This is a genomic window from Psychrobacter sp. CX10 (assembly GCF_057621575.2).
The window spans coordinates 1,826,451-1,842,691 of record NZ_CM177736.1; the positions used below are offsets into that span (position 1 = coordinate 1,826,451).

Here is a 16,241-nt window from a genome sequence, read left to right on the forward strand (position 1 = left end):
TTTTATAAAGTGCTATTATATTCAAGTTGAGTGAAGCTTTATTTAGCTGACTATATTGCCATTATATATATAGATTAAATAAATGCGCAGTTCTATATCTAATACATCCATACTTATTTAAAAAGCATCGTTACTATTATGAAAGTTATGCGTCTGCTCTCCTCCCTAAAGCACGATGAATCCGAACGGGGAATATTCCATTTGGGTCGTGCGCTGGTAAAGCGCGGATACACCTCTATTATCGTCTCAGCTGCTAATGAAGATAATGACTTGGTTAAACGTTTAGAACGTGACGGCAACATCTATCATCAGTTAACGATTGAAAAAAAATCATGGCTTGCACTGCGTCAGATTTATCCGCTACGCCGCTTAATTGAGCAACACCAGCCAGACATAATTCATATACACTCACGAACCCCTGCTTGGATTCTTCGTTGGGCATTAAGGGGCGCAAAATTAAGAACACAGCCTAAGCTTGTCTCGACCATGTATGGCTTTTATCCAATTAATGGCTACTCTCGGGCAATCTTAAATGTAGATAGAGTTATTACAGTTTCTGACAGCGTGACAGACTATTTGCTAAATGCGCTGAATGAAATTAAAATGCCTCCCAAAGTGATTACTCGTATATACCGCGGAGTTGATACCCGCAAATTCCCCTATCGTCACAATCCGTCAGTATATTGGCTTCGTAGTACATTCGCCGAATATCCGCAACTTGAAAATAAAAAATGGCTACTATTTCCCACCGTTATTGGATCAGAATACGGTCAAGAATGGCTGATTGACGTGGTTGGCAACTTAAAAGAAGAGTTCCCCAATATACATGTTATTATCATGGATGAAGAGTCTAAATCCTCAGTGCTGCATGAAGAGTTTGTACAGCGTATCAATGCATTAGAGCTCTATGATTTCTTTACTTTTATTGGAACAAAACGCAATGATATGCGTGAGTGGTTAGCAGCATCTAATGTGGTATTAGCACTTGCTGATCAGCCTGAATCTATTGGTATTAATATTATTCAAGCTGTTCATTTAGGTACGCCTGTTATTGGCTGGAACAGAGCGGCATTTACAGAGATTTTAGAGCCTTTATACCCTCAAGGTTTGGTACGAGATTATAATGCGTTTGCACTATGTAAGGTGATTAGCAATCAGTTAGAAAATGCTATGCGACCCTATATCACCGATCAATTCACCATCCAACAAATGATTAAAGAAACCCTTGAGGTTTATACGACATTATACGAGTCAAAGCAGCTTAAATCTTATCCGACTGACTCTTTTGAGACTAAGATGGAGGTTAAAAATGATCGTTCAGATGAATTGCTTGAAGGATAAATCAATAGGTTTAAGATAGGTGTTTTGAGCAAATTAGTTGCTTAATCGTTGCTATGTGGTTGTTATCTGGCTGTCAACTGGGTGATATAAGAAGCTGTCAAATTCTGACCTATAAACCGTATAAATAATTTCAAGTCACAATAGGGATAAATCTGCAAAGTTAATCAAAATATTAACTTTTGAAGATACAGACTGTATAGCCAACTTTCTAATAGGCAACATATTAAAATCTAGACAAGAAAAAACCCAAGTCTAGGGCAGAGACTTGGGTTTTAGGCGCGTTTTATAGTTATTATATTTAGACTCATCCTAAGTCGTATTAGCTTCCATAACACTAAACTCATATATAACCTTACAGGGCAATAAAGTCATTTAGTTAAGCTTAGCTAGATGGCTTCATCTATAAATTATGCTGCTAATTCAACACTGCTATCCCTGACATCCATGTGTTGATGAGCCTATTGTATGCTTAAGCTTAATGAGTGACTAGCAGCAAAAAACTCATTTTAATGTAAGTAAATGCTTACACCGCTAAGCTATTGAAATTCATAGTATTTATCCAATACAAGCTGTTCTTTTAAACATAATTGAATTTCGCAGGCTCATTATTAACTTAACTCACTATTTACGTTAAGTTATTGCCGAGTTATTGCGGCGATATCGCGATTGATACTGCTGGCACCGTATCTAAGTCTTTGTCACTACGTTTTGATGTTTCTTTTATTCCCTCAACCTTACCCTCTTCTATTTTATCTTCAGTATTTTGTTTGTCTTGTTCACTAGCCACTGGGGCGTTTTGTTCTTGCTCATTCTTGGAGGAAGGTTCGTATTGTAAGGTAGTTAAAACAGGAAAATGATCCGACCCAATTGAAGGTAATCGTTCAATATCCACTAACGTAAAGCAAGCGCTATGAAAGATGTGATCTAGCGCCCAGCGTAAAAAAGGATAATTGACATGAAAAGTGTTGATAAAGAATCGTCCGATGCGTGGATCTAATAGCTCCGAAATACGCTGGAACATTCGGGTAGTTTTAGACCAAGCCACATCGTTTAAATCACCTGCCAATATCGCCGTTTGACCGTGTTTCTTAATATGGCGTCCTACCATTAATAGCTCGGCATCACGCGTGGTAGATTTGTCCGCTTCTGTGGGACTTGGTGGCATGGGATGTAGACAATATAGCCATATAACCTTCCCATTACGTAAGCGCAGCTGAGTGTGAATTGAGGGAATATCATCTACTAATAAGAACTTTACTTGAGGATTAATAAGCTCAAGCTTAGAATATAAATGCATACCGTATAAATTATCCAGTGGTACTTTGACAGTGTATGGATAATCTGTTTCAATCGCGCTCAAAGCATCTTGCCATTTCTTATCTGACTCCAGTGTGATCAAAACATCAGGCTGTCTTTGCTGAACTAAATTAACTAAAGCAGCGGTGTTGTCATTAGGGGTGAGTACATTAGATACCATGAGCTTGAGCTGTACAGGGTTTTCTTGAGGGGCAGCTTCTTTGACTTCTTTTTTCCACAATCGTGTGTACGGTAATACCATGCGTAGCTGGAAAACTATTGCACCTACTAAGCCTGTTATTAATAACAGATCGATAAGTCCCCATATCGGTACGAAAATTAATAGTCCTATTAATCCAATAAAACCAAGTACCAATATTTGAATTCTTGGAAAATCAACTCCACGCACCCACCAATGATCAAATGGCAACAATCCCCAGGCACTGACAAATATCACCAGACCAGCAAGAATTTGAAGAATCAAATATATGATATCGAGCATAGTTTAAACCAACTTATGATATAGGATATAGATAGGTACAAGTTATCAAACACTTCTCAAACAATTTTGAAGAAAAATCGATGCAATACTTTATCATACTAATCCTGTTAAGTTTCAAAAACTGAAAGTCAACTTTTTAATTGCTTATCCCTCAAAATAAACTTTGTTAAGCGATAATATTTTGTAATAGAGAACCAAGTAAAATATTGCTATTTAATTTAAATATTTTGCATCTATCTATTGCATTTTGCGTAATATAAAGGCAAGGTAATCGGTTGCGCGTACAATAAACATATTTTACAACAGTTATAATCATCCTATAAGAAATAGTCATCCTTTGAAAAGAATAAATGGCTAATCAGACGTTATCTAAAGCAACATTTCGAAGTTGAGCGATTATAATGTTATTTCAGTTCAATAAAAGGGGTAAGTAATGAGTCAGTTAACAGTAGGTCTAGTTGGATGGCGCGGCATGGTAGGTTCTGTACTTATGCAGCGCATGGTAGAAGAAAATGATTTTTCGGGTATAACCCCTATTTTTTTCTCAACCAGTAACGCTGGTGGTGACGCCCCTACTTTTGACGGTAGTATCACGTCTACAGACAGTAAGACCTTAAAAGATGCACACGATTTAGATGCCTTACGTGCTTGTGATGTCATCATAACTTGTCAAGGCGGTAGCTACACCGACGCCGTAAATGGTCCACTACGTGAGACTGGTTGGAATGGTTACTGGGTAGATGCTGCAAGTAGTCTACGTATGGCAAATGACAGCGTCATAATTCTAGACCCTGTAAATCGCTCTGTTATAGATGAGGCACTTACAAATGGCACCAAAGACTTTATTGGTGGTAACTGTACAGTTTCTTTAATGTTGATGGCTATCGGTGAGCTATTTAACCGTGGCTGGGTTGAATGGGTATCGGCCATGACCTATCAGGCAGCAAGTGGTTCAGGTGCTAATAATATGCGTGAACTTATCAATGGCATGGGCATTCTAAGAGATTCAGTCGCTGATGAGCTTGCTGATCCTGCAAGTGCGATATTGGCAATTGATAAAAAAATAGCATACACTCAACGTAGTGAGGACTTCCCTACCCAATATTTCGGTGTGCCACTAGCGGGTAGCTTGATTCCGTATATTGATAGTCAGCTTGAAAACAAACAATCTCGTGAAGAGTGGAAAGGCGGGGTTGAGACCAATAAAATCCTTAATAATGAAGGTGCAGACATTATCCCTATTGATGGATTATGTGTGCGAGTTGGCTCTATGCGTTGTCATGCCCAAGGCTTGACTATCAAACTTAAAAAAGACATTCCTTTAGAAGAAATTGAGGCAGCGCTAAAAAACAGCGGCAATGAATGGTTGGATTTTGTTGAGGATGATAAAGACGCGACTATGCAGCGCCTGACCCCTGTGTCAGTAACTGGCACGCTTACCGTTGCTCTAGGTCGTCTACGTAAGCTAAATATGGGACCAGAGTACTTAGGAGCGTTTACCGTTGGTGATCAACTCTTATGGGGCGCAGCAGAGCCATTGCGTCGTATGCTGAATATAATTCGTGAAACAAATACTTAAATACAGTCAGCTAAATACTAAACGGTTTCAATATTAACATCGCTTAGCCTACTCTAGTAGTACTTGTACTCTGTTGCCTTGTAACCATTTTAGATTTTTTAGCCTATAAATTATTAAGTTTTTAATTTATTGAGTTAATCTATACTCAAAAGCCGCCAACTGAATACAGTTGGCGGCTTTTTATGATTTCAAAATTATCTTTGAAACTATTAGGGGCTGTATAGAATTACTTAATTAGGACTGCTGATAGCTACCAATTAATTCAAGCTGTGTTCTAAACTAGGCGTAAACCGCCGGTAATGCCCGAAGCGTATTGGCCCTTAGCTAGGTTTACAATAACGGTTGGGGAAATTTTTGCATCAGCCTTACAGTTACATGAATCAATTCTATAAAACCCCTAAATATTAATAGTCATCCGGAAGCTTATCCATAGAGATATCCGGATTCTTCATCAGATGAATGGTAGCGAGAATCAACCCGCCCCATATTAAAACCATTGAGAAAATCATAAATATGATTGCTGAAGTTGTCATTACGTTCTCCAAAGAACAGTATTCAAATTTAATTCGCTAATTTTATTCGCGATTTATTTATGCTTTATTTATGTAAATAAAAGGCAATTAATTTAAAGTACGATTTTTATCGTCTTCTGCGTCATTTTTGCCTCTAATACTACTAAGTACTATAGCACCTAAAGCGAAGAATACGATCACACCCCAACCAAATAATAATAGAATAGGGGTTGAATAACCCTCATACGGCTCTTGGACTAAGCCAATTAGCTTCATACCCAGCGCTATGAACAGTACTGTTGGTGTAATAACAGTCAACATAAATACCCAAGCACCACCTAGTTTAATACTAGAAACGCGGTTAATATGCTCCAGTAATCCCGGTATCTTACGACGATTAAACCAAGTAATCCAAACTATAGACATTAAGCCACCAGCAACAATACCGATATTATTTGCAAAATGATCGACGACGTCTACCAAGACTAATGAGCTTCCGGTTGAAAAACCAGCAATAGATATAATAGCAGCAATACCTACGATAACGCTCACAGCCTTTCTACGTGACCAAACGAATTTATCTTGGAAAGCTGCTATAGGAACTTCTAGAATACTGACAAGAGAGCTAATACCTGCAACGACTAATGAACCAAAGAATAAGAATCCAACCATATCACCTGCCGAACCCATTGTAGATATGATTTTAGGAAATACAAAGAAGGCCAAACCAACACCGCCACTTGCCACATCAGCTACATTTTGTCCTGTTGCTTGTGCCATATAGCCAATAGCCGCAAAAATACCAATACCAGCAAATAACTCAAATGATGAATTGGCAAAACCAACTACCATGCCAGCACCGGTTAGGTTTGTATTTCTTTTAAGGTAGGACGCATAGGTTACCATAATACCAAAGCCAACAGACAACGAGAAAAATACGTGTCCATAAGCCGCTAACCACACACTAGGGTCTTTCATTCTTTCCCAATTTGGTTCAAAAAATGCATTTAAACCAATTTCTGAGCCGGGTAAATTAACCGCTTTATATACCATGATACTGAATAAGACTAACAGTAATGGAATACAAATCTTATTAGCTATCTCTACCCCTTTACGAATACCACCTGCCATAATAAGGTAGGCTAATACCCATACAATCACCAATCCAATGAACATGTTTGGTACAAATTCAGCAGTTAAGCCACCGGTATGGTGAATAAAGTCACTGACGAAAAAGTTCGTGGTATCTTCTCCCCATTTTTGACCGAATGAGAAGACCATATAACTGCCCGCCCAAACAATAACGGCTGCATAATATATCGCGATAACAAAAGAGACGAGTGTTTGCCACCAGCCAACAAACTGTGCCGATTTAACCATTTTCTTGTAAGCACGTGGCGCTGCAGCACGGTATTTGTGACCGACAACATAATCTAAAAATAGTAAGGGTATCCCCGCTGTAAATAAAGCAATTAAATATGGCACCATGAATGCCCCACCACCATTATCGTAAGCCACATAAGGAAAACGCCATATATTTCCTAAGCCGACAGCAGAGCCGATCGCTGCGATAATAAATGCAGATCTTCCTGACCAATTTTCTCGTTTAGCTTGTTGATGCGCCATTTAAGGCTCCTTAAATGTATTCAAGTAATAAATACGAGTTGTATTCTTTATACCAAAGTAATTATTGATAAATTATTAAACATTAGAGAGTTACAGTAAGTTACTCTAGCATTATTTTATGTAACTTATATAACTAGGTAGTTTCATTCACTGCTTTATAAAAGTCAAGTTATATAGTCAATCAATCCTTAAAGAAAAAATTTCAATATAGTAAACTTTCCAATCATATCGATTGATTTAAGTTCTATAAAAGTGTTAATGAATTTTAAAATAATTAGTTTAATATTCGTATAAAAAAAAGAACCTTAATATAAAATTAAGGTTCTTTTAGAGGATCTTTAGATGTTAACGGGTAATACCTCGTTTACTTGTTTCTAATGAATTGATAAGCAATTGCACCTTAGGCTCATGCGGTAAGTGCTCTGTCTTTAGGATTTCAATCGCTTGCGTGGTGGTTTTTCCAAATTTAAATATAAGCTTATAAGCATCGCGTAAAATATTAATCGTTTGTTTTGACCACCCTTTTCGGCGCATACCTTCAATATTCAAGCCATGCGCTTTGCTAGGATTCCCTGATACAAGCGTTAAAGCGGCGACATCTTTTAAAATAATGCTACCGCCACCGACCAGACAAAAATCATCCAAATGACAAAACTGATGAATACCTGCATTACCCCCGACAATAACGCCATTACCTATATGCACATGACCTGCAACACCAACGTTATTGGCCAGAATATTACCGTTCCCTATCACACAATCATGCGCAATATGAGTATTCACCATAAATAAATTATTACTGCCAATTTTGGTAATACCCCTATCTTGTATTGTGCCTCTATGAAAGCTACAAGACTCGCGGATTGAATTATTATCTCCTATCTCAAGCCATGTCTCCTCACCGTCATACTTTAGATCCTGACAATCCTCTCCGATACTGGCGAACTGATAGATTTCATTGTTTTGACCAATTCGGGTGTTTTTGGTAATAACGACATGACGTAATAACTTTGTTCCAGCGCCTATGGTGACTTTATCACCCACTATACAGTAAGGCCCGATTACAGCAGACTCATGGATTTCAGCAGATTTTGAAATAATAGCTGTTGGGTGTATTTGTGTCATCTACAGAACCTGTTTGGAAGTTGAAGGAGTTGCAAGAATCACATAAATTTTGAGGTTATTCAACCGCTTAGAGTTACCGCATTTTACGTTTAAAACTATGTGCTATAGAGGGTTATAAGTGATGTCGTTAGCACGGTTGTTGACTAATAATCAACTCAGCAGTAGCGGCGACTTTACCATCAACAAGTGCTTTTGACTCAAACTTATATATATTACGTTTATGAGTTATGAGCTTTGAAGTTATAGTCAACACATCTCCAGGTACGACAGGGCGTTTAAAGCGAACTTTATTCATACCGGCAAACAAAAACATAAAGCCATCTTCAGCGGTTGTGTTATCGGTAATGAAAGCCAATATTCCAGATACCTGCGCCATCGCTTCGACAATTAAAACCCCAGGCATGATAGGCTCCTCAGGGAAATGGCCTTGAAAAAAGGGCTCATTAATCGACACGTTTTTATAACCTATTATCCATTCACCAGATCGACATTGTGTTACTCTATCGACCAACATAAAAGGATAGCGATGGGGCAAATAGCGCTTGATATTGTCGTAATATAAGGGCAATTGAATATTTTTATTTAATAGCTCGGCGTTATCTTCCTCTGTCATTATCCACTCAAGGACTGACTCTGGATTTTGGATATCAGAAGCTTTCACTGTTTTATTATTATCTTGATTCATGAAAACAACACACCTTCAAAATGAGTTATTGGCTATCATCTCGTTTGCCTAACTGTTTAAGCTGACTTAAAGAACGACGCCATTCATGAGCAGGCATCGCACCAATACCTGAAGAATAAACCCCTGGCTTACCAATCGTTTTAGTTGCCATTGTCATGCCTGTCAATACAACATCATCGGTGATAGTAAGATGACCCGCTACGCCTGCACCGCCGCCAATCATGCAGCGTTTACCAAGTGTCGAGCTACCCGCTAAGCCTGCGTTGCCTGCCAACGCACTACCATTACCGATAACAGTATTGTGACCAATCTGAACTAAATTATCGATAATGACATGATTGCCTATTACCGTATCCTCAACCGCACCTCGATCAATACAAGTTTGGCTACCAACACGTACCCCATCCCCTATGATAACTTTACCAAGTTGGACGATACGTACCCATCCCTCACTAGCGGTATCAGCTTTAGGTGCATATCCGAAACCTTCAGAACCAATACTAGCCCCTGCATGAATACGCACGTCATTACCTATTTCACACTGGTAAGCGACGTATACGTGCGGGTAAATTTCGCAATTTCTACCGATGCTAACGTACTCATCGATATGAACATGTGACTGCAAACGTGTGCCATCACCAATGGTTGAATGTTCGCCGACAATGCAGTAAGCCCCAATACGCACACTGCTACCTAAAGTAGCCGTCTCAGCCACTATAGCAGTGGGATGAATAAATGCTTCATTCAAAGCAGAGGCAGGATTAACCGTGGCTTTGAGCAAATGAGTAACACTTGCATAGGCCAAATAAGGAGAGGTTACCTCAACCGCAATACTCTCTGCTGGAACCTTATCACGATGATCAGCAGACACTAAAATAATACCTGCTTTGGCCGTTGGTAATGCATCCGCATATGCTTTGTTGGATAAAAAACTTAACTGATCTGAGTTAGCTTTATCTAAGCTACCGATACCATTTATCGTCCGCGCCATTTGCTGCGGTGTAAACTCTTCACTATTTAGAACCGGTTGTTCTAAAGCGATGCACTCAACTAGTTGAGCCAGACTAATATTTGGCGTCGGTATTGTCATGGTTATTCAGTGGTCCTTATAGGCTTTATTGATCATTTATCCAAAACATTATGAGTATGTACTATTGATATGATAGCTATATTAGTTTGAAAGCTCTATTAATTTGGAAGTCCTATTAATTTGAAAGTGCTATTAATTTGAAAGTGCTATAGGTCTAAAAGCACTACAAATTAAAAGCACTACAAATTAAAAGCACTATAATTTAAAAAGTACTACCAATTTGGAATTGAACTTCATCGGTTTGGTCACCATCTTTATTATTAAAAGGTTTGGCATAGCTTATAGAAATAGGTCCGATAGGTGTGAACCATGTCAATCCAGCACCAGCACTATAACGAACTTCATTGTCTTGTATAAGAAGTGGCGTACCATTAGGATCTTCTTCAAACTCTAAAGTTTGTTCATTGAATGTGACACGAGCATCTTCTTTGTCCGTAGTATCGAATACTTGACCGCCTTCGACAAATACAACGGGACGAACTTGATCTGCCCAGTCTCCTTTAAATGGCATTGGTAAAATAAGCTCTGCGCCAAAAGTTGCTAAAGCATTACCGCCAACCTCTTCTGCATTGCGAGTGGTATAAATACCGTCTAAGAAGCTCTGTTCATCTTGTTCATACAAATCACGGCGTATAAAGTATGGAGACTGGGGTCCTAAGCTTGAGTTCTCATATCCTCTGACTGAGCCATAGCCCCCTGCATAAAAATTCTCATAAAAAGGTAAATCATTACCATAGCCTAGTTTGGCGTAACCTCGCGCGATGAAGTCTTTAGGCAGTGGGTAATATACATTCCCCTTATACACAAGCTTTTGATAAGTTTGGTCACCGAACCCTAAAGTTGCGTTGACGGCGTGGCTCATTCCTTTAGAGGGGAATACAGGACGATCTAGTGTACTGTAATCCCAGCCTAATAATACATTATAAGTATCATAATCATTATTGAAAGTGGCTGAACCTACAGGATCTATAAGCGCACCCGTATCATCATAGACTGGATACGTCTTAATACTGCCGTCATTATCTAAAAGGTCTTTAACATTTGATAGACCCATGAATCTACCACCACGAACTTCAGTATTGTCATAATTAAAGCCTGCACTAATGCGTTTGGTCTCATCGATTGGATAGCTATAATTAAGTGTCGCACCGTAAGAATCTAGTACGTATTCACTGACATTTCGATCATCGTATTTGGTCTTACGATAATATCCGCTGATACCCTGAGAGACACCATTTTCAGTGAAGTATGGGTCAGTATAACCAAGACTATAAGAGTCACGGGTTTCTGATCGTGCTAATGACGCATTAACTCGATTTCCTGTTCCTAAGAAGTTTTTCTGGCTAAAGTCTAGCTGAAAAGTTACCCCGCCGCTTTGAGAATAACCTGCAGCGACAGTAGAGCTACCAGAGGGCTGCTCTTCGACAGTAAAGTTAACATCTATTTGATCTGGCGAATTGGGTACGGGTTTAACATCTACGTTAACTGTTTTGAAAAAGCCCGTTCGCATTAAACGCACGCGAGAGCTTTGTATTTTATTATTTGAAGCAAGCGCGCCTTCTAATTGCCTCATCTCACGTCTAAGTACTTCATCTTTAGTCTTGGTATTACCACTAAAGTTAATACGGCGGACATATACAGGACGCGCAGGGTCTATATAGTAATCTATATCAACCGTTTTGGTATCTTCGTTAATACGCGGTACAGGACGTACTTGTGCAAAGTAATAGCCATCATCACCATATTGATTGGTCAGCTGTGCAGTGGAGGCATTAAGCTTAGCTTGAGAATACTGTTCGCCCGCTGCAAAGGTGATTTGTTCGGCGAGTACTTCGGTGTCGTAACTAGGGTTACCTAAAAAGTTTACTTTACCAAATTTATATTGATCACCTTCGGTGATACTTATCTCAATAAATACCTTGTCTTTGTCTTCATTAATATTTAAGGTTGCATTATCCACTGCAAAGTTAACAAAACCTTCGTTTTGATATAAAGCTTTTAGGTTCTCTAAACTTGCTGCAAGTTTCTCTTTGGCATAGCGATCGGACTTAGATAATAGACGAGTCCATGATGCTTCTTTAACCGCAAAAACGTCTTTTATGTCTTCACTACTAAAGTAGTCATTACCAATGATATTAATATCGACAACTTTAGCCGCCTTACCCTCTATGAACCGAATAGTTAAACTGACACGATTACCATCAAGTAGCTCTTGATCTACCTCAATATCGCTATTGTAGTACCCTTGACCGATATACTGTTGTTGCAGCTCATTTGCAACATTTTGAATAGTAGACTGTTTAAGAACCTGACCTACAGAGATACCCGCATATTTAAGCCCTTCTTCAAGGCCTTCTTCAGGTATGAGTTTATTACCTTCAAATTTGATTTCGGCGACTATTGGACGCTCAACGACATTAAATATAAGCTTACCACCCTCACGCTGGGCTTGAATATTAGCAAAATCACCAGTCGCATATAATGCCTTGATGCTTTGCGCTAAGTCGTCTTCAGTAGTGACTTCGCCGACATTAGTCTGAAGTAATGGATACAAACTTTCAGGTGTTAAGCGTTCAAGACCTACAAATGAAATATCTGTAGTGACCACCTCGGCCGCCTGTGATGGAACAGCCATAATAGCAATAATTACTGGGGCGGCTACTATTTGAGCCATTTTATATAAAGACGATTGCATACATTCAGTCCGTAGTTCAGAAACTTAAAAAATTAATATATTCAAATCTTAATAGGTAACTTATTCTATTAAAAATATCTACTAAAATCATTAGTAATAGCCAGTATCATAAACCCTATCAACAACAAAAAGCCAAGATTAAAACCGATAATTTGCACTTTTTCAGGCACAGGCTTTCCTTGAATAAGCTCTATCAAGTAGTACATAAGATGCCCGCCATCTAACACAGGTATGGGTAGTAAATTTAACACCGCAAGGCTTAAGCTAATAATTGCTGCGGTACTAAGTACCCGCTCCCAGCTTATATCAAAGCTTTGTTTGGTAATAACTGCTATGCTAATAGGTCCGGATAGATTCTCAAGTCCAACTTTACCTGTAATCATTTTTCCCATGGACTTTAATGTCATAGTCGCTAACTGACCAGTTTTAGAAAAAGCCTTACCTACTGCACTGACAGGACCATAGGATACCATTGATTTGTACTCATCAGGCACATTTATCTCTATAGGGTTGACGCCTGCCCCGATTTGACCATAGCTCTCACCAGCGTTACCACGCTTAGCTTGTGGCATTACCTTCAAGTCTATCTCTTTTCCATCGCGCAATACGGTGAAATTTAATAGCGTTTCAGGATTGTCTCTAATTATACGGGTCGCTGCCAACCAATCGTCTATAGGAGTCTCATTTATAGCCACTATCTTATCCCCGACTTGCATTCCTTGACGGATAGCGGCTCCATCTGGGGTAAGCTGTCCAATTTCTGGGTCGATGTGAGGCTGCCATGGCAAGATACCAAGACTGGTTAATGTGTCTTTGCCTGATTGAGAGCCTTGCATAAAATCTTTAACGGGTATTTCTACCTCTTGAATAGAAGGTGCATTTGATTTATTCGCTGCAGATGACCCCTCATCCACAGTTGCTGTATCAAGGGGTGATGTATCAAGAGTTACTGTGTCAGGATTTGATGATTCAGGACTTGATGAGTTTAGAGTTGATGTGTCTTGTAAACTCACGCCTATCGTCCCAGTTTCTCCCATCCGATCAGCCAAGCGGTAGTTAATCTCTTCCCACGTTTGAACCGTATGGCCATCTACTGCAATAATTTTATCACCCACCGGTATGTCTACTACCGCGGCGGGAGAATCTGATAATACAGACCCTATACGCGTGTTAAGCTGCTCGCTGGGGACTAAAAACAGTACCCAAAATAGCGCTATTGCTATCAAGAAATTCATGGCCGGACCAGCAGCAACGATGGCTATCTTCTTTAAAGGATGCTGATTGTTAAATGCTAAATGCTTTTCTTTATCTGCAACTTCGCCCTCGCGTTCATCTAGCATTTTTACATAACCGCCTAATGGCAATGCAGAAATGCGATAATCGATACCTGATTTTTTACTGGTCCAGCTTGCAAGCTTGGGCCCAAATCCTATGGAATAAGTTAATACTTTCACTCCGCACATTCTGGCTACAATATAATGTCCCCATTCGTGTAAAGCCACTAAGGGACCCAGTACCACAATAAATGCTAAAACAAATAATGCTAATGTAACTAACCCCGACATTTTTTAACCTCTTGCTGCGCTTGTACACGCGCTAATTTATCAATATCCATAATGTTTTCAAGACTATTAATAGGCGTGTTGTCATGCCCAAGCTTGTCTAATACACGAGCATTAATCAAGGCAATATCCGTTAATGAAACTTGCTGTTGTATAAAAGCATCTACTGCCACTTCATTAGCAGCGTTTAACACAATAGTTGCACACTGACCTAATTGCATAGCCTCACGCGCTAATTTTAAACAAGCAAACTTCTCTAAATCAGGCTTTATAAATTCTAAATTAGATAACGCATATAAGTCTAAAGAAGTCACCCCCGCATCTATTCTATGCGGAAAAGCTAAAGCGTGGGCAATGGGCGTACGCATATCCGGCGAGCCCATTTGCGCAAGAAAGCTTCCATCTGTATATTCAACTAGAGAATGCACAATACTTTGCGGATGAATGACGACATTAATCATAGACTGCGGCAAGTTAAACAGATGACATGCTTCGATCAGCTCTAACCCTTTATTCATCATCGTCGCAGAATCTACTGAAATTTTCTTACCCATCGACCAATTAGGGTGTTTGACCGCTTCACTTACACTAGCTGACTGCATCTGTGCGAACGATTTATTTAAAAAGGGTCCACCAGACGCAGTCAACCATAACTTCTTGATACCGTATTGCGCATCGTGAATAGCGGTATTTTCCTGCTGAACTTGCGGCGGCAAACACTGAAAAATAGCGTTATGCTCTGAGTCTAATGGCAATAATGTTGCACCACTGTCTTTAACAGCTTGCATCATTAAATTACCTGCCATCACAAGTGCTTCTTTATTGGCTAATAAGATTCGCTTGCCGGCTTCTGCCGCCGCCAATGTAGAAGCCAAACCTGCTGCACCCACAATTGCTGCTACTACCGTGTCAACTTGGGTATCTGTTGAGATGTCAATTAATCCCTCTTGACCACCAACAACACAGCAATTAAGACCTGCATTAGTTAATCTATCGCTAAATTGTTTAACACTTTGCTCAGGCACACACACATACGATGGCTTGAACAGCTGGCATAAATCAAATAATTTGTCTAGGCGGCTATGACCCGATAAGGCATACACTTCATACGTATCGGTATGGTTTGCAAGGATGGATAAAGTGCTGTCACCTATGGAGCCAGTTGCGCCTATCACGGCTATACGTTGAATCATAAACTGCCTTTAGATATGTAGGTGTAATATGTCGTCAGTTTCAAGCGATAAAGTTAATTGGCTAAGTAAAGTGACTAAATTAAATGATTAGGAAAAATAGTTAAGTTAAGCGACTAAGTTTATATAATAAGATATGCAACTAGATTCATTTAGCGTTCAGACTTATTTAAAGCATGTGTATGCCATCAAACCGTAAACATATTAAGCTGGTTTAATAACCAAAACCCCAACGCAAATATTGGCGTGGCCGCAAGTAACGAATCTATCCTATCTAATACGCCACCATGACCGGGTAAAATAGTTCCAGAATCTTTGACCCCTGCGCGGCGTTTAAGCATGGATTCGAACAAATCACCCAATACTGACGCTAAAATAGTCGCTAAAGACAATAATACGAACATAAGTAACGTCATGCCACTTAGCTCTAACTTAAAAAAACTAATTCCCAAAACCACGGCCAAACCGGTAGCTAGACCACCGAATAAGCCTTCAATGCTTTTATTAGGTGAGACATTGGGTGACATTTTTCGTTTGCCTAATTTGCGCCCAACGAAGTACGCCCCACTGTCTGCACACCATACCAATATAAATACATATAATAACCACCAAGCAGACTGATCCCATAGGTAGAACATGGCAGTAATGGCGCCAGTTAATATCACCATACCCATAATCGATAAACGTTTGCCATACCAGCTGGTTGAATTAGGGAATTTTAAAACCCAAGAAAAAGCCATTAACCAAATTATTAATGAGGCGACCCACCAGGCTGGCCAGGATTTTGGAACCAATATACTTATCATAGTTACTGTTAACACTATGATCACGAATAGCACGGGAATGCGCCACTTTGGCATAAGCTTGGTCCATTCATGCGCAGCAATGGTAACACCAGTGGCTAAAAGGGGGATGAATAAATAAGGAGTATCACTTGCAAACATTGCAACAGCGACAATTATGACCAGAATTATAGCCGTTTTTATGCGTTTCCACATACTAGTGCATCCTTTATATGGCATCTGTATGTACTTAAAT

12 protein-coding genes are annotated in these 16,241 nt (G+C 39.4%); 2 read left to right on the forward strand and 10 right to left on the reverse strand.

The annotated features are described in order from the left end of the window. Positions 1–138 precede the first annotated feature (138 nt). Positions 139–1,341, forward strand: coding sequence for a glycosyltransferase (locus AC21OH_RS07400; protein WP_487370863.1), 1,203 nt, complete (start codon positions 139–141; stop codon positions 1,339–1,341). Between the two features lie 646 nt (positions 1,342–1,987). Here the strand turns inward: AC21OH_RS07400 and AC21OH_RS07405 are convergent. Then, positions 1,988–3,139, reverse strand: a complete 1,152-nt coding sequence (locus AC21OH_RS07405; protein ID WP_487370864.1) for an endonuclease/exonuclease/phosphatase family protein — start codon at positions 3,137–3,139, stop codon at positions 1,988–1,990. A 433-nt stretch (positions 3,140–3,572) separates the two neighbouring features. On the opposite strand from AC21OH_RS07405, the gene asd reads away from it, so the two are divergent. Next, complete coding sequence (asd, locus tag AC21OH_RS07410; RefSeq protein ID WP_487370865.1) at positions 3,573–4,718, forward strand: aspartate-semialdehyde dehydrogenase; 1,146 nt, start codon at positions 3,573–3,575, stop codon at positions 4,716–4,718. Between the two features lie 404 nt (positions 4,719–5,122). On the opposite strand, the gene AC21OH_RS07415 is transcribed toward asd, so the two are convergent. From AC21OH_RS07415 to AC21OH_RS07455, 9 genes are all read right to left on the reverse strand, one after another. Then, the gene (locus AC21OH_RS07415; protein WP_486536187.1) at positions 5,123–5,251 is read right to left on the reverse strand and encodes a methionine/alanine import family NSS transporter small subunit; all 129 of its coding nucleotides are present in this window, start codon (positions 5,249–5,251) and stop codon (positions 5,123–5,125) included. A gap of 87 nt (positions 5,252–5,338) precedes the next feature. Further along, positions 5,339–6,856: a sodium-dependent transporter gene (locus AC21OH_RS07420; protein WP_487370866.1), complete on the reverse strand. Its 1,518-nt coding sequence runs from the start codon at positions 6,854–6,856 to the stop codon at positions 5,339–5,341. Positions 6,857–7,201: 345 nt separating this feature from the next. Next, entirely contained in the window at positions 7,202–7,981 is a 780-nt protein-coding gene (gene lpxA / locus AC21OH_RS07425) for an acyl-ACP--UDP-N-acetylglucosamine O-acyltransferase (RefSeq protein WP_487370867.1), read from the reverse strand. Positions 7,982–8,108: 127 nt separating this feature from the next. Next, positions 8,109–8,594, reverse strand: coding sequence for a 3-hydroxyacyl-ACP dehydratase FabZ (gene fabZ / locus AC21OH_RS07430; protein ID WP_487370877.1), 486 nt, complete (start codon positions 8,592–8,594; stop codon positions 8,109–8,111). Positions 8,595–8,691: 97 nt separating this feature from the next. Further along, positions 8,692–9,756, reverse strand: a complete 1,065-nt coding sequence (gene lpxD, locus AC21OH_RS07435; RefSeq protein ID WP_487370868.1) for a UDP-3-O-(3-hydroxymyristoyl)glucosamine N-acyltransferase — start codon at positions 9,754–9,756, stop codon at positions 8,692–8,694. A 202-nt stretch (positions 9,757–9,958) separates the two neighbouring features. Then, the gene (gene bamA, locus AC21OH_RS07440; protein ID WP_487370869.1) at positions 9,959–12,451 is read right to left on the reverse strand and encodes an outer membrane protein assembly factor BamA; all 2,493 of its coding nucleotides are present in this window, start codon (positions 12,449–12,451) and stop codon (positions 9,959–9,961) included. Positions 12,452–12,519: 68 nt separating this feature from the next. Continuing rightward, entirely contained in the window at positions 12,520–14,016 is a 1,497-nt protein-coding gene (gene rseP, locus AC21OH_RS07445) for an RIP metalloprotease RseP (protein WP_487370870.1), read from the reverse strand. After that, positions 14,004–15,206 (reverse strand): 1-deoxy-D-xylulose-5-phosphate reductoisomerase, encoded by a 1,203-nt coding sequence (gene ispC / locus AC21OH_RS07450; RefSeq protein WP_487370871.1) that lies wholly within the window; start codon positions 15,204–15,206, stop codon positions 14,004–14,006. The genes rseP and ispC overlap by 13 nt, the downstream gene beginning before the upstream one ends. Before the next feature lie 185 nt (positions 15,207–15,391). Next, the gene (locus AC21OH_RS07455) at positions 15,392–16,201 is read right to left on the reverse strand and encodes a phosphatidate cytidylyltransferase (protein ID WP_487370872.1); all 810 of its coding nucleotides are present in this window, start codon (positions 16,199–16,201) and stop codon (positions 15,392–15,394) included. Positions 16,202–16,241 lie beyond the last annotated feature (40 nt).

What these genes read in the sequence shown, in the direction of transcription:
- asd (WP_487370865.1), top strand. Translation starts at nt 3,573, where the DNA reads ATGAGTCAGTTAACAGTAGGTCTAGTTGGATGGCGCGGCATGGTAGGT.
- lpxA (WP_487370867.1), bottom strand. Translation starts at nt 7,981, where the DNA reads ATGACACAAATACACCCAACAGCTATTATTTCAAAATCTGCTGAAATC.
- lpxD (WP_487370868.1), bottom strand. Translation starts at nt 9,756, where the DNA reads ATGACAATACCGACGCCAAATATTAGTCTGGCTCAACTAGTTGAGTGC.
- ispC (WP_487370871.1), bottom strand. Translation starts at nt 15,206, where the DNA reads ATGATTCAACGTATAGCCGTGATAGGCGCAACTGGCTCCATAGGTGAC.
- bamA (WP_487370869.1), bottom strand. Translation starts at nt 12,451, where the DNA reads ATGCAATCGTCTTTATATAAAATGGCTCAAATAGTAGCCGCCCCAGTA.
- AC21OH_RS07415 (WP_486536187.1), bottom strand. Translation starts at nt 5,251, where the DNA reads ATGACAACTTCAGCAATCATATTTATGATTTTCTCAATGGTTTTAATA.
- fabZ (WP_487370877.1), bottom strand. Translation starts at nt 8,594, where the DNA reads ATGACAGAGGAAGATAACGCCGAGCTATTAAATAAAAATATTCAATTG.
- AC21OH_RS07455 (WP_487370872.1), bottom strand. Translation starts at nt 16,201, where the DNA reads ATGTGGAAACGCATAAAAACGGCTATAATTCTGGTCATAATTGTCGCT.
- rseP (WP_487370870.1), bottom strand. Translation starts at nt 14,016, where the DNA reads ATGTCGGGGTTAGTTACATTAGCATTATTTGTTTTAGCATTTATTGTG.
- AC21OH_RS07405 (WP_487370864.1), bottom strand. Translation starts at nt 3,139, where the DNA reads ATGCTCGATATCATATATTTGATTCTTCAAATTCTTGCTGGTCTGGTG.
- AC21OH_RS07400 (WP_487370863.1), top strand. Translation starts at nt 139, where the DNA reads ATGAAAGTTATGCGTCTGCTCTCCTCCCTAAAGCACGATGAATCCGAA.
- AC21OH_RS07420 (WP_487370866.1), bottom strand. Translation starts at nt 6,856, where the DNA reads ATGGCGCATCAACAAGCTAAACGAGAAAATTGGTCAGGAAGATCTGCA.